Source organism: Winogradskyella pacifica (assembly GCF_003386275.1).
GTDB classification, from domain to species: Bacteria; Bacteroidota; Bacteroidia; order Flavobacteriales; family Flavobacteriaceae; genus Winogradskyella; species Winogradskyella pacifica.
In genome coordinates this window covers 191,890-208,218 of sequence record NZ_QREI01000006.1, presented here as the reverse complement: position 1 = coordinate 208,218, position 16,329 = coordinate 191,890, and the positions used below count along the sequence as shown (strand labels likewise).

Sequence of the window (16,329 nt, the reverse complement as noted above, 5' to 3'; positions counted from 1 at the left end):
ATTAGTCTTTAAACGCAAAATTTGCTTGAGGCCATTCACCAGAAATAGCATCGTTTTCTTGAACTTTTCCAGGAGTACTTCTGCCGTTCTTTATTTGTTGAATTAATATATCCTTTAATTCTTTAACCTTTTCTGGGAATTGCTCTGCAACATTATTCTTCTCTTTGACGTCCTTTTTTAAATTGTATAGGATTTCTTCAGCTGAAACACCTTTGTGTTTTTTTGTTTCTCCAGACGCCATAATACCTGAGTTTGGCGATACAATTAATTTCCAGTCTCCTTTTCTAATAGCGAAAACACCGTATTTGTCATGATGAATAGTAGCATCTCTTAAATAGGTGCCTTCATTGGTTAATAAAGGCATCATGCTGAAACTATCTTCAGCTTCGTTATCCTTAAAATCATAACCTATAATATCTGCACATGTTGCCATAAAATCCGTAGTACATATTGTGGCATCAGAAACTGAATTTGGTTTAATTTTCTCTGGCCATTTTACTAAAAATGGGACGCGATGACCACCTTCTAAATAGCTTCCTTTGTAGCCGCTATAGACATAACTTGGACTGTGTTTTTTTTGTCTTAAGGTTTTTAAATCGTTGGTAGTAGCAAAACCATTATCACTCGCAAAAATCACCATAGTATTTTCGTCGATGCCTTGTGCTTTTAGCGTTTCAAAAATAGTACCCATTAAATCATCAATCATGATTACGAAATCGGCATAAGGGCTTTTAATTTCACTTTGACCTTTCCATGGCGCAATTGGTAATACTGGATTGTGAGGAGAAGGTAAGGGAATGTACATAAAAAACGGTTGGTCTTTATTGGCATTCTCCTTTATAAAAGAAATCGATTTATTTACGATGTTTGGTAGGACGTCTTCATGTTTAAAATCGTCTGCAATATCTCCTCTTATCCAAGTGGCATATGGCGATTGTTTTTTTGTTTGAGAGGAAATGCCAGTTGGTACCATGGTGGCTTTGTCATTTTCAATATAGACAAAAGGTGGCATGTTTAAGGATGCTGAAATCATAAAGGAATAATCAAATCCCATGTCATTTGGTCCAAATTTTAAAGGCTGACTATAATCAATTTCCTTGAAATTTAAACGATCTGATTTGTCTGAAAAATGATCAAACTCTGGGCTGTTGTTTTTCATGGTCCAGTTTAAACCCAAATGCCATTTTCCAATATTTGCTGTTTTATAACCCTTATCTTTTAGCATTTGTGCAACGGTTAATCTGTCTTTCTGAATTAAACTCGGCGAGTTCCCCCAAGTCACAAATTCTTTTAATGGTGTGCGCCAATTGTAACGTCCGGTTAAGATGCCGTACCGTGTTGGTGTACATACTGCAGACGAGGTATGCGCATCTGTAAATCGCATGCCTTCTTTAGCCATTAGATCTAAATGCGGTGTTTGTATTTTACTGTTTTCATTATAGATGCTTAAATCTCCAATGCCTAAATCATCCGCCAAAATGTATATAATGTTTGGCTTTTTGTTTATAGGTTGTTCTGTTGGCTTATTATGGTCAAAACTTGTGAGTACAAATAATGATGCCAATAATAGGCCACTGATTACAAGAATTTGAATGGTTTTAGTTTTCATAATTGTTTTTTAAAGTCACTTCAATAACATAACCTAAGGCATCTTTAGGTATATCTGTTACTGTAGTTTGTAAGCCATTTCCATTTTGATTCCAACTAAGATTTTTTTCGCTTCCTAATAGTTTTACCTCTTCAATTTCTCCTTCTCCTTTTTTTAGCGATTTTATTAGAATTTCTCCTTCTGTATTTGTGAGTGAAATAGCGTAAACCTTGTTTCCTTTAGTCGTGAACCAAAAGTCTTTAGATGTGAAATTTCGTTGAAAACCTTTAGCCGCTCTATGGCCTGTGCCGTCTAATAAGGTTTCTTCTTGGCCTTCGTTTGGTGTTTTCCAACGCGATGTTCCATAGACGGCATCTGCATTTTTATGAATCCATTTTCCCATCTCACGTAGGTTTTCTGCACTAGTTTCGGGTACATGACCTTTTCCATCAGGACCAATATTCAATAAATAGTTTCCACCTTTAGATAGGATGTCTACAAAGTAGTAGAGTAGTTCTTTAGGGCTTTTCCAATCGTCATCATAAGATTTATAACCCCAAGAATTGTTAGTTGTCCCACAGGTTTCCCAATATTTTTCTAGCTTTTCGGATGCCGAAGGGATCTTATTATCTCCTGTATCTAAATAATCTCCAAATGCATAACCCACTCTTCGGTTGACTAATACGTTTGGATTGCTATCATAAACGAGTTTATAAAACTGAAAGGCTTGTGCTTCCGTAGTAAAACCTGTGCCATCAAACCAGATTAATCGCAGTTCAGGTAACATGGTTAATAGTTCTTTTATTTGTGGATAGGCTTTGTGTTGAAGATATTCTTCATGTGTATTTTTACTTGGATCCCATAAATTCTTACCTGTTGGGTGTGTATAAATTCCTAAAGAATCGTTTACTTTTTTGATGTTCTTGTAATTCCCATCGGTGCCATCCATCCAATCATTACCATGAGAATAATACACTCCAAAATCTATACCTTCTTCTAAGCAAGCGTTATACAGTTCTTTTATGATGTCTGCTTTGTAAGGCGTGGCGTCAACCATATCAAATTCAGAATGTTTTGAATCGAATAACGCAAAACCATCATGATGTTTTGAAGTGATAACGATGTATTTCATACCAACATCCTTAGCTAATTTTACCACATTTTGCGCAAAGGATTTATCTGGATTAAAGGTTTTAGCTAGTTCTCTGTAGTCTTCTCTAGGAATTTGAAACGCATACATTAACCATTCCGCAACTTTTGGTCCTGGATGTGGTGCGTTATTAATTTTAGTGCCTTTCCATAGACCTCCAGCTTGTGAATATAATCCCCAATGAATAAACATGCCGAGTTTGGCTTCTTTAAACCGTTGTAGCGCATCTTGTTTTTCCTTGGATTGATGCATGGTTAACCATTCTTGATGATACTTACCCGAACCAATAGGTTTTTTATAATGCGGAATGACTCTTAGACTTTTAAAATCGGCCTCAGTCGTTATAGAAAGTTTTTGTTTGCCTGTATTTTTTAATGGAATTTTATGTTTGAATTCTGAAACTATGTCATTCAAATTGATATTATAGTTTTTCAACAAGGATGCTTCAAATTCTTGTTCACCTATTTTTATTTTTACAGATTCATTATTTTTAAAGGATGCTTCAGTTGAAACCATTTGAAGGACATAATCGGACGGCTGTTTCATATTAAAATTCCAAGAAAACGTAGTTCCAGATTGGTCTGCATCTGTTTTGTCTAAAACCACCCAATTATCAGTTTGATTGAAACTCTCATTTTGGGATGCATTAGCTTTTTCTTTTGTTGTACAGCTATATAGCACTATTAAGGCTGTAAATAGTGAATAAATCATTGCGGTATGGATTTTTAATCGCTTCATGATTATAACGATTCTATAATATCGTTTAAGCTTACACCTAAAGTGGCTTTTGCAATGGTATTTAATTCGTGTTCATCTCCTTTTAAATGCATAGTAGTTTGAATATGTACCATGGTTTCATTCGGTTTTAAGGCTGCTGCTGGTGATGAGGTTTCTAACTCATAAAATGGTCCCATTGGAGGAACGCCTGGTTCTGGTGATCCGTCATTATAGGCATTTATAAGATCCCCTGCATAAGGTTCTTCTTGGTATTCCCACGCTGAATTTACATAACCATGTGGTGCTTCTTGTGCATTATAAGTCACCAAAGTCAAAACTTTTCCTACGGCATCATAACTTCCTGCAATACCTTTTGCTCGTTTTGAGTTGACTCCAATTTTACTACGTTTTGTGCCATCACCTTTAAAGAATAAAATATCCTTTTTAACTTCTAAATAATCTTTAGGTACTTTGCCAAAATAGGTGTCATTCACTTTTTGTCCTAAAGCGGTTTCTTCACCAGCTTTAAAAGGAATAACCATAGTGGTTTCTGGTGATGGCTTATACATTCCTAAAATCCATATAGAAGGTAAACCTGTCTCAGGTCTCCATGGTTGATCACCAATATTTGTAATTTGATTATTGGTTTGATAGCCTACAAATTCAATGTTTTCGGAAAACTGTATTCTAAGGCTATTTTCAATGGATGCTTTATTTAAAATAGAAATGGAACGTCCAATACCCATTTTAAAAATGGTTCCACTTTTATTTATAAGTTCGCAATGGTGTTCAAACGTCGCCGAATGATCTGTATGAGAAACCAACGTAAAAGCCTCTGTATCTATAACAGGAGGTGTTTTCCAATTTGAGAATTCAAAATTGTCTTCCTGCTTAAAAAAGAGTGAAAACTGTCCACCTTCAGGACCTAACCAAAAACGTTCTTCGCCTCCAAACACATAAATCTGATTTTCTAAGCTCCCTTTACGTTCTTCTTCTGAAAGAAAACCAGCTTCAATGACTTTTTTGTTAATCCACCCAAAACCTTCGCCTTCAGTTACATTTGTAGTACTCGTCATAACACGTCCTTGAAATTGAGGAGCAATGGCTAAAGCGCTCTGTCCTTCTTGCAAAACAATAATATCTGTATGTTTTTTTAGAAAGTTGAGGTCTTTTGAAAAACGGTCTTCTTTTTTTGTGTTATCAGTCATAGTTAAGGGATGGTCGTGTAATTGATAAATGATTTATAAATCTAAATCGTTTTGTTACGAAATAAAAGTTTTCAAGGTTACTAATTTGCAGTTTCTTTTATGATAATGTCATATCTAATTCAATCTAAAATATGTCTTATTTAAATATTTTGAACTGCTTTAGATGTATTCGAAATCATTGCACGTTGCTTTTTAGTTTTTTTCTGTAATCATATCGTTTGGACTCCAATAGGGAATACCTTCGGCTTCTAGTTGTTTATAATACTTAATATGTAAGGGTTGGTCTTTGGTGCGCTTTCTGTTTTCGTTTACCATAAGTGGAATAGAGGTAGACCACCATTCATTATAAGGTTCTTGAAATTTTGCAATCACATCGGGATGTTCTGCCGCTACATTATAAAGTTCGCCAGGATCATTAATAATATCATATAATTCTGCATTATTTACAAAGCGCCATTGTTGACTTCTTACAGCCATTTTAGTGTATTTGGCTTGGTTAAGCATTCCTGTTTTCCAACGTCCACAATGTGTAAATAGTAAACGGTCTTCCCAGTTTGTCGCTGTATCTTCTAATAAAGGTAGTAATGATAAACCTTCTAAAGGTTGTATGTTTTCTGGTAATTTAACGCCTGCTAATTCTGAAAAGGTTGGGTATAAATCGATATGTGCGGTAAGTTGGTTAATGTCTTTTCCTTCGGTTAAAACACCTTTCCAATACAAGAAAAGCGGCACGTGATCGCCACCTTCGTTTGGTGAGTTTTTTCCACCTTTAAGATTAGCATTAAAATGTTTTACCTTTTCTCCATTTAAAGTACCTCTTAAATGTGTAGCTCCATTATCTGTGGTAAAAATAACTAGGGTGTTTTCTAGAGCATTCCATTCTTCAAGCTTGCTCATCAATTTTCCGAAGTTGTCATCGATGTTTTCAATCATGCCATATCTACTCGCAGTGCCTTCATCATAACCTAATTCTAAAAAACGTTTTTTATAATCTTCAGGAGCTACCAAAGGAGCATGTGGCGCATTCAATGAGAGATACGTAAAGAAAGGTGTTTCTGTAATAATCTGTTCTTTGGTCCAGGCCAAAGCAGCATCAAAAAACACATCAGTACAAAAGCCTTTGGTTTTTACAATGGTTTTATTGTGAAGTAAAACATTGTCAAAATACACATTGTCTTTATTCGGTGGGAAATCTCCTAGATTTACTTGCCCAATTCCACCAGCACCATGCATCAACACTTCATTAAAACCTCTGTTTTGTGGAAGGTATTCATCTGCATCGCCCAAATGCCATTTGCCAAATAATCCGGTTTGGTAACCTGCAGATTGCAAGACTTGTGGAAGCGTGTGTACATCTAAAGCCATGCGTTCGCGCTCTAGAATGGTATGAGTAACACCAACTCTAAATTCATGACGACCACTCATAATCACAGCGCGTGTTGGTGCGCAAGTAGGACTTACATGATATTCTGTAAAACGGGTTGATTTTTCATAGAAGGCATCAATATTTGGGGTTTTAACGACTTTATTTCCCATACAGGAAAAATCACCCATCCCTTGATCATCTGTCATGACAAAGATGATGTTAGGTCTGCTGTGTTTTAATGGTTTAGAATGCTTTTGAGCATAACCAATTTGAAACAAAAATAGGAAGCACAAGCAACAGTTAATAACTATAGTTTTCATGATTCCTATTTCTATTATTTAACGTTTAATTATTTTACTTTATGAAACTCACTTTTTACCATAAATCGATTTTCATCAATTAGGATGATACCATATTCTATGGCTTCTTTAGGAACCGTAAACGTGTATTCTAAATTATTTTTACCAGCGTCTACAGGTATTCTGATGTATGTAGATTTTATTTTACTTTTCTTGCCTTTTTTTCTTGCCTTAGCCTTATCTGATATTTTTACAAGTGCATAACTTTCAACTATATTAGAGTTTCCTTTTTCTAATTGAATAGCAACTTTACGTGATGCAGCATCAAAAGTATCGTTGACAATAACAGGAATCGCAGCTACATCCGTATCATTTTTAAATTTTGAAGGCTCTTTATAAGGTAATTTAGCATCGTAATCTTTAAGATATTTTTCTAATTTTTTAGATAAGGCTTTCGTAATTTCTGGTTCTTCTTTAGCGATATCGAACTTTTCTTCTAAATCATGTCGTTTTCCATCTTTATATAGACGGTGCAATACATAATTACCTGTTATAAAATTTTTGTACAATTTATAGTCCCCAGATCTTATAGCAGACTGGTTTTTAGTCTCGCCACCATAAGGATAATGCCACCATAAATCTTCTCTTGGTTTTCCGTTGTTATCTTTAACGTTGTTTTGGTTATTCAACAAGACACCTGAAATATCTAATCCATCTAAATCAGAACTATATTTAGCAGGTATTTTACTATTGGTAAGGCTAAGAACAGTAGGATAATAATCTAACTGATTGATTAAAACATCTTTTGTTTCTCCTTTTGGAATATTTGGTCCCGATATAAGCATTGGGACTCTAATTCCGCCTTCTTCCGAATATTTTTTACCTTTATCTAAAGGGGCATTATCAGACATTACTTCTGCTCTACGAGTTTCCGCTCCACCATTATCAGATGAAAAGATGATGTAAGTTGTTTCGTATAATTTTTTACCTGGATTTCTTGGATCATCTGTTTTCTTTAACAAATCGACTACGCGACCTAAACTCCAATCTAAGGTCGTTACCATAGCACCAAAATAAGGATTATTCTGACCTTCTTTAGTCCATTCAGTATCTACCTCTGGAAGCTCTACTCCTAATTTATCACAATAATAGTCTAATAATTCACGGTTTTTAGAGTGAATAGGATAGTGCACCATCCAATGTGCTAAATATAAAAAGAACGGTTCCTCTTTGTTGTTTTCTATAAATTTCAGAGCGTTTTCAGTAACTGCGTCTGTTGGATAAGAGATTCCTTCAGGCGATTCCTTTGTGAAAGGAAAGTATTTTTCTTCACTTAAACGATACGCATCATTTTTATCATGTGTAGCAAAAGCATTTAAGCGATTTTTAGCTCCTTTAGGTCCTTGATGTGCTCCTCTAGATTCGTGTGCAAAATCAAAACCTTGATTGGTTGATTTTTGAATCTGAAGATGTCCAGCATGCCATTTTCCAACATGTCCAGTTCTGTAACCATTCATTTTTAAAGCTTCAGCAATCGTGAAGTGATCAGGCATTAATCCTTCTGGAAAATAAGGACTCATATATTTTTCAGATCTCTGAGCCTTAGGGATTCCTCCGCCACTAACATTGGTTATTCCTGTTTTAGCAGGATGTAATCCACTTAAAAGCGCAGCTCTTGAAGGTGCACAAGTAGGAGCAGGAGAATAGCCATTTGTAAAGTTAATGGCATCTTTTGCTAATGCTTTAATATTTGGGGTATCCCAAGCACAAGGTTCGTCTAAATCGTTTAATTCTACGTCTTGCCAGCCTAAATCATCAGCGTAAAATATAATGACATTAGGTTTTATTACATCAGATTTTTTCTGACTATTACCATAGTTAGAGAAAGAAAAGGCCAATAATACTATGGCTAAGAATGTTCTGTTATGTTTCATGATATAGGTTTAAAGCACATGTGATACTGTAATTTTAATCCAAACAGTATCACATTCAATGCTTCTATTTTTAGTTGATTTTATGAAAGTCACTTTTTACCATAAAACGATTTTCATCGATTAAGATAATACCGTATTCTATGATGTCTTCAGGAATAGTAAACGTGTACTCTAAATTATTTTTGCTAGACTCTACTGGTATTTTTATTAAGGTTGAATCGTGTTTTCCTAGCTTTCCTTTTTTGCCTTTCTTCTTTTTTAAATTTGCGTTTACAATTCTTACAAGCGCATAAGCTTCTATGACCTTAGATTTTCCTTTTTCTAAAGAAATAGTTACGCTTTGAGATTTTGCATCAAACGCGTCATTCGTAATAACAGGAATAGATGTTACAGCGTCTTCTTTGAATTTTGAAGGATCTTTATAAGGCATTTGTGCATTATAATCTTCTAAATATGTTTCTAATCTTGCAGATAAGTCCTTAACGATTTCTGGATTTTGCGCTGCAATATTATGCTTTTCTTCTAAATCTTCACGTTTTCCATTTTTATACAAACGGTATAATTCATAAGTATCAGGAATTAAATTTTTGTATAATTTGTAATCGCCATGTCTAAGTGCAGATTGCATCTGAGAATCTGTATTGTGAGGAAAATGCCACCATAAATCTTCTCTTTCATGTCCTGACGCATCTTTAACGGTCTTATCATTATTCAATAACACCCCAGAAATATCTAAGCCATCAAAATCTGAACTATACTTTTTAGGTACAGTACTGTTTGTAAGGTTTAATATCGTTGGAAAAAAGTCTAATTGATTGATCAATACATCCTGTGTTTTGTCTTTAGGAATATGAGGGCCACTAATCACCATAGGCACTCTAATACCACCTTCTTGTGCATATTTTTTACCTTGATCTAAAGGGTAGTTATCTGTTACGATATCTCCATTGGCTTTTTCTACACCTCCGTTGTCCGAAGAAAAAATAATATAAGTGGTTTCAATTAGTTTTTTACCTGGATTTCTTGGATCGTCTGTTGTCTTTAATAAATCTACCACACGTCCTAAACTCCAATCTAAAGTCGTTACCATAGCTCCGTAAAACGGGTTGGTTTGTCCACCTGTTTTAATCGGAATATCCTTGGTTGGCATTTCTACCCCTAATTTATCACTGTAGTATTGTAATAACTCCTTGTTCTTAGTATGAATAGGTGCATGTACCAACCAATGTGCTAAGTATAAAAAGAACGGCTCGTCTTTACTAGATTTAATAAACTCAAGTGCCTTTTCTGTTACCATATCCTTTGGATATGAAATACCGTTTGGAGATGATTTTGTAAACGGAGGATATTTTTCATCACTTAAACGGTAAGCATCTCCTTTATCATGGGTTGCAAAATTGTTGATACGGTTTTTTTCTCGTTTAGGTCCTTGGTGTGCACCTCTAGATTCGTAAGCAAAATCGAAACCTTGATTCGTTGATTTTTGAATGTCAAGAGCTCCTACATGCCATTTTCCAACATGTCCGGTTGTATAGCCATTCATTTTTAATGCTTCTGCAATGGTGAAGTTTTCAGGCATTAATCCTATAGGGTAATACGGCGTCACATAATTAGAACGTTTAGTGGTTTTAGGTTCAGTACCTCCACTTACATGTGTTACACCTGTTTTAGTTGGATGCAAACCAGAAAGCAGTGCAGCTCTCGATGGTGCGCAAGTTGGAGCAGGCGAGTAGCCATTGGTGAAATTGATACCTTCTTTTGCAAGTGCAACTATATTTGGTGTTTCCCATGGTGTTGGCTCATCTAAATCATTGAGTTCTGTGTCTTGCCAACCTAAATCATCAACATAAAAGATAACAATATTAGGTTTTACTAAATCTTTCTTTTCTTGACTAATGGCATAGTTAGAAAAGCACAATAAAATTGTAAGTGATGTTAAAAGTGATTTCATTTTTTTATGTATAAATATTAAGGGTTCGTTTATTTCCAATCTAATTGGGCTGTTTTGTTTTGTATATCTAAAGTAACGTCTAAATGTTCAAAAGATCTTGTGTAAATGTAGCCTTCACGTTTCGCATAGCCTTTTGGTGCGCCTAGTTTTTTCTCATACTGCGGAAAGGTTTTAAGCCAAACAGCAGAACTCCCAACACCATAACCATCATGAGGATAGACGTAGCTGTATTTTTCGGCACAAACCAGAAAAATAGCCAATAGATAGTCTAAACGTTTGGTGAAATTTTCATTTATAGATACTTTTTGTCTGGCATCATCAATACCAGCTACTGCATTTTTTAATCCTTTACCAATCCCGAGAGACATAGCAATCACATTGCCTTCTCTTGCCGATTTTTGAACAGCATCAATGCCTTTTACAAGGTAATCTTCATAAGTCATGCCAGAATTTCCACGTTCAAAACCTTCTAAGTACGATCCATCAAAGAATTTTAAGTATGCTCTACCTGCATCTTCAAATTCAGAACGCACGCGAATGATATTGGCAATAAGTAAATTATCTTTTCCTATTTGAGTATCTAAATCTGCCATCATAGACAAATAGCCTGCTTTTATGGCTTCTCGTTTTTCTTCTCCAACACGACTATTAAAAAAGAAAGGCACTAAAACTTTAATGTTAGCATCTAAGAACACACCATCAATAAACGGACTTTCGGTAACCTTTTTTACATGGTTTAACCAATACTCACGAACATAGTCTTTTGAAATATCGAAGAATCCAGTTTTTCCATTAGGCATTAAGGCTTTTTCTCCTTTGGCGTTGACTAATAAGGCTTCCGGGTGTTGGTATAAAAAATCTTCATCTTCAGAATAACCTTTCCAATTGATGACCACATTTTTATAGTAAAGTATTTTGGCATCAGGATTTATTTTTTTTACCGCTTTAGCCGCTTTAATAGTACCTTTTTCTGTGGATCCTGATGATTTACTTCCGGTTGTTTTTTCAAACGTTATTAAAGGAAATTTTGAAAGATAGGTAATCTCTTTTTTTGTAAAAGCCGTGGATTTACGCATGTGCATATATAAAGGCATTTTATCCCAAGAAAACTCAGGTAGTTTTTGTTTTACCACGGGCACCTCTTGTTTTTGCGCGGAACACGCACTTAAAGAAATGGCGAATAAAACCAATAAAAATGTCGTTTTAAAATGCATTCTGACCTTTAGTTAATTTATTTAAGTTGTTATTCTGTGATTATTTTAAAACAAATAGCCGATTGATTTGGGATGTTTTTAAAATCATATGTGATAGCTAATCCATCTTTATTTCGGTTCCAGTGAATGGTTTCATCGCTGCCTAACAACTGTATGTCTTTTATGTTTTTTTGTAAAAGTCCTTTTGTCTTTAGAACTTCAATTAAAATATCTTCTTTTGGTGACGCTAAAACAAAAGCATAAATATTTCCATCCTTTGTTGTAAAACGAATGTCTTTTTCCGAGAACTTCTTCAAGTTCTCACCAGCGCGTTTGGTAACGATTTCTAAAGGTCCTTCACCAAAGGTTTTCCATGGTCTGGTGTTGTAAATACCTTCTTGGTTAATCTTTACAAAGTCTCCAAAATTAGTCAGCATTTGCTTTTGATTTTCAGGAATTGTACCATCGCCTTTTAACGCAATATTAATCATCACCACACCATTTTTGCTAATTGCATCTATAGCATTTCCTATTAAAACGTCTATAGACATTTTGGTGAACGAATTTTTTCGGTAAAACCAGCTACCCGATAAATCGGTGGCCCATATCCATGGATGCTCTTGTTGCTCACCAAACATTCCACGTTCTAAATTGTAGGTAAATGCCGCTTTATTTTCTTTGGTGTTTTTAAAAGATAATACAGTGGTTTGCTTGCCGTTGTTCTCTTTTAAATCTCTATTTAAATAATCGGAAAATAGCTTAACACCCAATCCTTTTCCTGTTTTTATAGACGGATAAGGTGAATCGTTATTAAACATGTCAGGGTCGTATTTTTCTATTAAGTCCCAAGAGCGTTTGTACCAATGCTCATTCCAACTGTCTTGACTGGCAAATTTAAAGGTATCATAATCCATATTAAAGAACTCCCATTCTGGTGTGCCTTCTTTTTGAAATTTCCGAGCCGTTCTAAAAAAGCGTGGAGACCAATATAAATGTGTGGATACACCGAATTTTAAATCGTGTTTGTAGGCTGCATCCTTCCATTCTCTCAGGATATCTTTCTTTGGTCCCATTTTAACTGAATTCCAAGGAAAGAAGGAGTCGTACATATCAAAATTATCATGATGTGTGGCTACAGGCATAATAAAACGCGCTCCATTGTCTTTAACAAACGCTACAATGGCATCAGCATTAAAGTTTTCCGCTTTAAAATCTGCTATAAATTTTTCGTAACCAAATTCTGAAGGTGGTCCATAGCGTTCGGTGTGCCATTTCGTTAACCTTACCGTTCGCATTCTGTCAGGTTCATTTCGTGCATCATAATCTTCATCACCGTACATGCGTCTTCCGTAGTGAGAACCATCGTCTGCTCTGTTTTCGTCTATTGAAGACGGAATACCCCAATGCATCCAAACGCCAATTTTACCATCTTGAAACCATTCTGGTACTTTATAGTTCTCAGCCATGGATTCCCAATTAGGAGCAATTGTTTTTGTTACCTGTTTCGTTTGACCAAACATAATACAGGCATTAAGCATTAAAAAAGGGATGATTGTAATTGTTTTTATAGACATCTGTATCTATTTATGGTGCACTTACAAAGTAACTATTTACTAATTTAGTAACGCTTCTCTATTCCGTCATTTTGTTGCTGTAAAAATTCAAATACACTTAGACTACCTAACACTTAAGGGGTTTGGTTGATTTGAGAAAATTTAAAAACGAACAGAGCAAGTTGATTTGTCTTATTTGATACATATTTGTAGTCATACGAACTAACTCATCATGTCATGAAAAAAATTAATTCTAAAAGTTTACTGTTCTTAATGCTGCTGCAATGCTTTTTTAGTTTAGCACAGGCGCAAGTCATAACAGGTAAAATTACGGATGTCGATAATTTGCCATTGCCGGGTGCAAGTATTATAGAAAAAGGCACAAAGAATGGTGCAATGTCTACAATGGATGGTGACTATACTATAAAATTAAAGAATCCTGATGCAATCCTCGTATTTCATTATATAGGTTTTAAGACTGTAGAGTATTCTACAGCAGGAAAGACTGTATTGAACGTTCAGATGAAAGCGGATTCTGAAGCTTTAGATGAGGTTGTTCTTACTGTAGGGATTAGAAGTTCTCAATTAAATGCTGTTAGAGAGAAGCGAGAAGCCACTACCGTTATTGAAGCAATTACGCCAGAGGATATTGGAAGTTTTTCTGATGGTAACGTAACTGATGCTTTACAAAGAGTTGCAGGTGTGCAAATTGAGCGGAATGATGATGGTGTTTCTGGCGATAGAGTATCTATTAGAGGTATAGGGCCTCAGTTTGTGAAAATTACGATGAATGGTCGAACACCTATTTCTGCAGGAAATGAGGGGAAATCGGATTTTAGAAAATTTAACTTAAATGTTATTCCTACAGAAATTATTAATGGAGCTAGAATCCATAAAACAACACAGGCTAAAGAAATTGCTACAGATATTGGTGGAACAGTAGATTTTCAAACCTTAAGACCTTTAGATGCAAGGTATAAAAGAGGGAAGAATTATTTTGCTAGTGTTAATTTAAGAGGAGATAGCGATTCAGAGTTCGAAGATATCGATTTTGATACCAGAATATCTGGTGTGTTTGGAGGTAAAATAAATGATAAATTAGGAGCCGCTGTTTCAATAGTTCACACTGATGATAATAGATACCGCGATGAATCGGGAATGCGAGGTTACAGAAATGTAGATTTTTATGAAGATACTAATAGTAATGGTGTTTTTGAAGATGGAGAGAATGTTTATGAAGGTATCTTAATCCCAGCAACTATTAATAATGCCGTACGAAAAGACAACAGAAAACAATTGGCTTTATCAGCGGCAATTCAATACAAGCCAACAGCTAAACTAGAGTTTTTGTTAGATTATACCTTAACTAAATTAGAAGCTTTTTCAGACAGACAACAATTTCAAACATCATTGTCTACAGGTGGTGATAATGGTTTGCTGGGTGTTAATAATTTCTTTACGCCAGAAAGCCTGGTTTTTAATGGGAATAATTTAGCCTACATCGATGCAGCTGGTGCAGATGTGTCTCGAGTGAATATTCAAAATAAAAATCAGTTCTATACAAATAATACCACAAATAACATATTAGGATTGAATACCTTATACAAGGAGTCAGATAAATTGACTTTTAGTTTTGATTTATCGTATTCGGATTTAGATTTTTTCCAAGATTTAACGCAAATAACTGCAAGATTGGATGGAAGAGATTATGACAATAGTGCTATTAGTTTAGATTTGAGAGGTGAACTTCCTCAGTTTGGACTTCCAGATGAAATTTTAGATCCTACAGCGTTTGGTCTTAGATCTGCAGCAAAAAGACATATTAGAACCAATGGCTACAATTATGCTTCAAGATTAGATGTAGAGTATGAGCTTAATAAAAAGGTGAAATTCTCATTGGGTGCAAGATCAGCAATTACAGATTTCGAAGCTAGAGAAGCGCAAGCAAATGCTGACGATATCTATGGTGATTATACAGATGAGCAATTACAGCAATTTGTAGATCTTATTTCTTATGATAACTATTATATTCCAGGTGATTTTTTAGGCGGTGGAACAGGTTTAGATCAATGGATTAATATTCCCGGAAATGCCGTGTTAGATTTAACACCAGGATTTAATAGTTTAAATGGTGGAAGTATTTTTGATTTTGATAAACCTATAGATCAATTGGTTTCTCAGGAAGGTGATTTACAATTTAATCCTGCAAAATCTTATGGGGCTATAGAAAAAACTTTTTCTACCTATGCACAAGTTGATGCAAGAACAACAGTATTTAATATACCAGTGGTTTTAAACTTTGGGGTAAGAGCCATTAATACCATAAATGAATCAAGGGGGTTTACCGGAGTAGAAATAGTTGATCCTATAGCAGAGACTAGTGGTGTAGTAAGTGATGCTATATATCATGAGGTAGAAAATTCTAGATGGGATGTGTTACCTAGTTTTAATGCCAATTTTAAAATAAAAAGAAATTTCAACTTGAGATTTAGCGCTGCAAAAGGAGCATCTAGACCAAAATATAGAGATATGATGCCGAGTAATGAGGTGGAGTATTTAGATCCTACTTCAGAAATATTCAACCCGAGTTCACCAGACTATGAGCCAAACTTAGGTACAAGTTTATATAGAGGGACTATTAAATCTGGTAATCCAAAGTTAGAGCCTTACAGTGCATGGATGTATGATACAACATTTGAGTTGTATAGCAGAAATGGTGGTGCAATTATCGGTAGTATCTTTTATAAAGACATTAGAAATTATATCGGACGTCAAACATTAAATGATCAAGCATATCCAGGTATAGAAGCGCTGGGTATAGCAATACCTGCAGGTCAAGAAGATTTATTGTTCGATATTTCTACTCCTATAAACATTACAAATGCACAACTTTATGGATTTGAAATAGGCTTTAATCATCACTTTACGTTTTTACCTGGTTTTGCGAGTGGGTTTGGTTTACGAGCTAACTATTCTTTTGTTGAAAGTAATTTTGATGGTGCTGTTGGCGATGCTACTAATGGTTTTCCAGGGACTTCAAAACACAACTTCAATACAGTGATGTACTATGAAAAGTACGGATTCTCTTTTAGATTTACTGCAGCCTACAGAAGTAATTACTTAAGTAATTTAGGTGGTATTGGCTCTACACGTGCAGATGAAGCACATTATACAGAAGGAACGACACTTTTAGGAATCAACTTAAAATATAAGATTACAAGAAAGATACAAGCAAGTGCAGGTGTAAGTAATCTTACAGGAGAAGATACACGTCGTTATATTGGAGATGATACTCAAAATTTCACATCTTATTTCGGTAGAACTCCAACATGGAAAGTAGGATTGAGATACAGATTATAATCTAAAATAA

9 protein-coding genes are annotated in these 16,329 nt (G+C 35.0%); 1 reads left to right on the top strand and 8 read right to left on the bottom strand.

The window, feature by feature from the left end:
* Position 1 precedes the first annotated feature (1 nt).
* From DFQ09_RS13545 to DFQ09_RS13510, 8 genes are all read right to left on the bottom strand, one after another.
* Entirely contained in the window at positions 2 to 1,609 is a 1,608-nt protein-coding gene (locus DFQ09_RS13545; protein ID WP_115811216.1) for a sulfatase family protein, read from the bottom strand.
* Complete coding sequence (locus DFQ09_RS13540; protein WP_115811212.1) at positions 1,599 to 3,476, bottom strand: alpha-L-fucosidase; 1,878 nt, start codon at positions 3,474 to 3,476, stop codon at positions 1,599 to 1,601. Before DFQ09_RS13540 ends, DFQ09_RS13545 begins: the two co-directional genes overlap by 11 nt.
* Before the next feature lie 2 nt (positions 3,477 to 3,478).
* Positions 3,479 to 4,663, bottom strand: coding sequence for a DUF6786 family protein (locus tag DFQ09_RS13535; protein ID WP_115811210.1), 1,185 nt, complete (start codon positions 4,661 to 4,663; stop codon positions 3,479 to 3,481).
* A 192-nt stretch (positions 4,664 to 4,855) separates the two neighbouring features.
* A complete protein-coding gene (locus tag DFQ09_RS13530) occupies positions 4,856 to 6,349 on the bottom strand; it encodes an arylsulfatase (RefSeq protein WP_115811208.1) in 1,494 nt (497 codons plus the stop codon).
* A gap of 29 nt (positions 6,350 to 6,378) precedes the next feature.
* The gene (locus DFQ09_RS13525) at positions 6,379 to 8,262 is read right to left on the bottom strand and encodes a sulfatase (RefSeq protein ID WP_115811206.1); all 1,884 of its coding nucleotides are present in this window, start codon (positions 8,260 to 8,262) and stop codon (positions 6,379 to 6,381) included.
* A 70-nt stretch (positions 8,263 to 8,332) separates the two neighbouring features.
* Positions 8,333 to 10,213: a sulfatase gene (locus DFQ09_RS13520; RefSeq protein ID WP_115811204.1), complete on the bottom strand. Its 1,881-nt coding sequence runs from the start codon at positions 10,211 to 10,213 to the stop codon at positions 8,333 to 8,335.
* A 29-nt stretch (positions 10,214 to 10,242) separates the two neighbouring features.
* Positions 10,243 to 11,427, bottom strand: coding sequence for a putative glycoside hydrolase (locus tag DFQ09_RS13515; RefSeq protein WP_115811202.1), 1,185 nt, complete (start codon positions 11,425 to 11,427; stop codon positions 10,243 to 10,245).
* Between the two features lie 29 nt (positions 11,428 to 11,456).
* A complete protein-coding gene (locus tag DFQ09_RS13510; RefSeq protein WP_220347460.1) occupies positions 11,457 to 12,980 on the bottom strand; it encodes an alpha-L-fucosidase in 1,524 nt (507 codons plus the stop codon).
* Positions 12,981 to 13,196: 216 nt separating this feature from the next.
* Here DFQ09_RS13510 and DFQ09_RS13505 point away from each other — a divergent pair, with 216 nt between their 5' ends.
* Positions 13,197 to 16,319, top strand: a complete 3,123-nt coding sequence (locus DFQ09_RS13505; protein WP_115811200.1) for a TonB-dependent receptor — start codon at positions 13,197 to 13,199, stop codon at positions 16,317 to 16,319.
* The last annotated feature ends 10 nt before the right edge of the window (positions 16,320 to 16,329 follow it).

Bases quoted from the DNA above. Each gene is read 5' to 3' on its own strand.
- DFQ09_RS13545 (WP_115811216.1), bottom strand. From the start codon at position 1,609: ATGAAAACTAAAACCATTCAAATTCTTGTAATCAGTGGCCTATTATTG.
- DFQ09_RS13540 (WP_115811212.1), bottom strand. From the start codon at position 3,476: ATGAAGCGATTAAAAATCCATACCGCAATGATTTATTCACTATTTACA.
- DFQ09_RS13535 (WP_115811210.1), bottom strand. From the start codon at position 4,663: ATGACTGATAACACAAAAAAAGAAGACCGTTTTTCAAAAGACCTCAAC.
- DFQ09_RS13530 (WP_115811208.1), bottom strand. From the start codon at position 6,349: ATGAAAACTATAGTTATTAACTGTTGCTTGTGCTTCCTATTTTTGTTT.
- DFQ09_RS13525 (WP_115811206.1), bottom strand. From the start codon at position 8,262: ATGAAACATAACAGAACATTCTTAGCCATAGTATTATTGGCCTTTTCT.
- DFQ09_RS13520 (WP_115811204.1), bottom strand. From the start codon at position 10,213: ATGAAATCACTTTTAACATCACTTACAATTTTATTGTGCTTTTCTAAC.
- DFQ09_RS13515 (WP_115811202.1), bottom strand. From the start codon at position 11,427: ATGCATTTTAAAACGACATTTTTATTGGTTTTATTCGCCATTTCTTTA.
- DFQ09_RS13510 (WP_220347460.1), bottom strand. From the start codon at position 12,980: ATGTCTATAAAAACAATTACAATCATCCCTTTTTTAATGCTTAATGCC.
- DFQ09_RS13505 (WP_115811200.1), top strand. From the start codon at position 13,197: ATGAAAAAAATTAATTCTAAAAGTTTACTGTTCTTAATGCTGCTGCAA.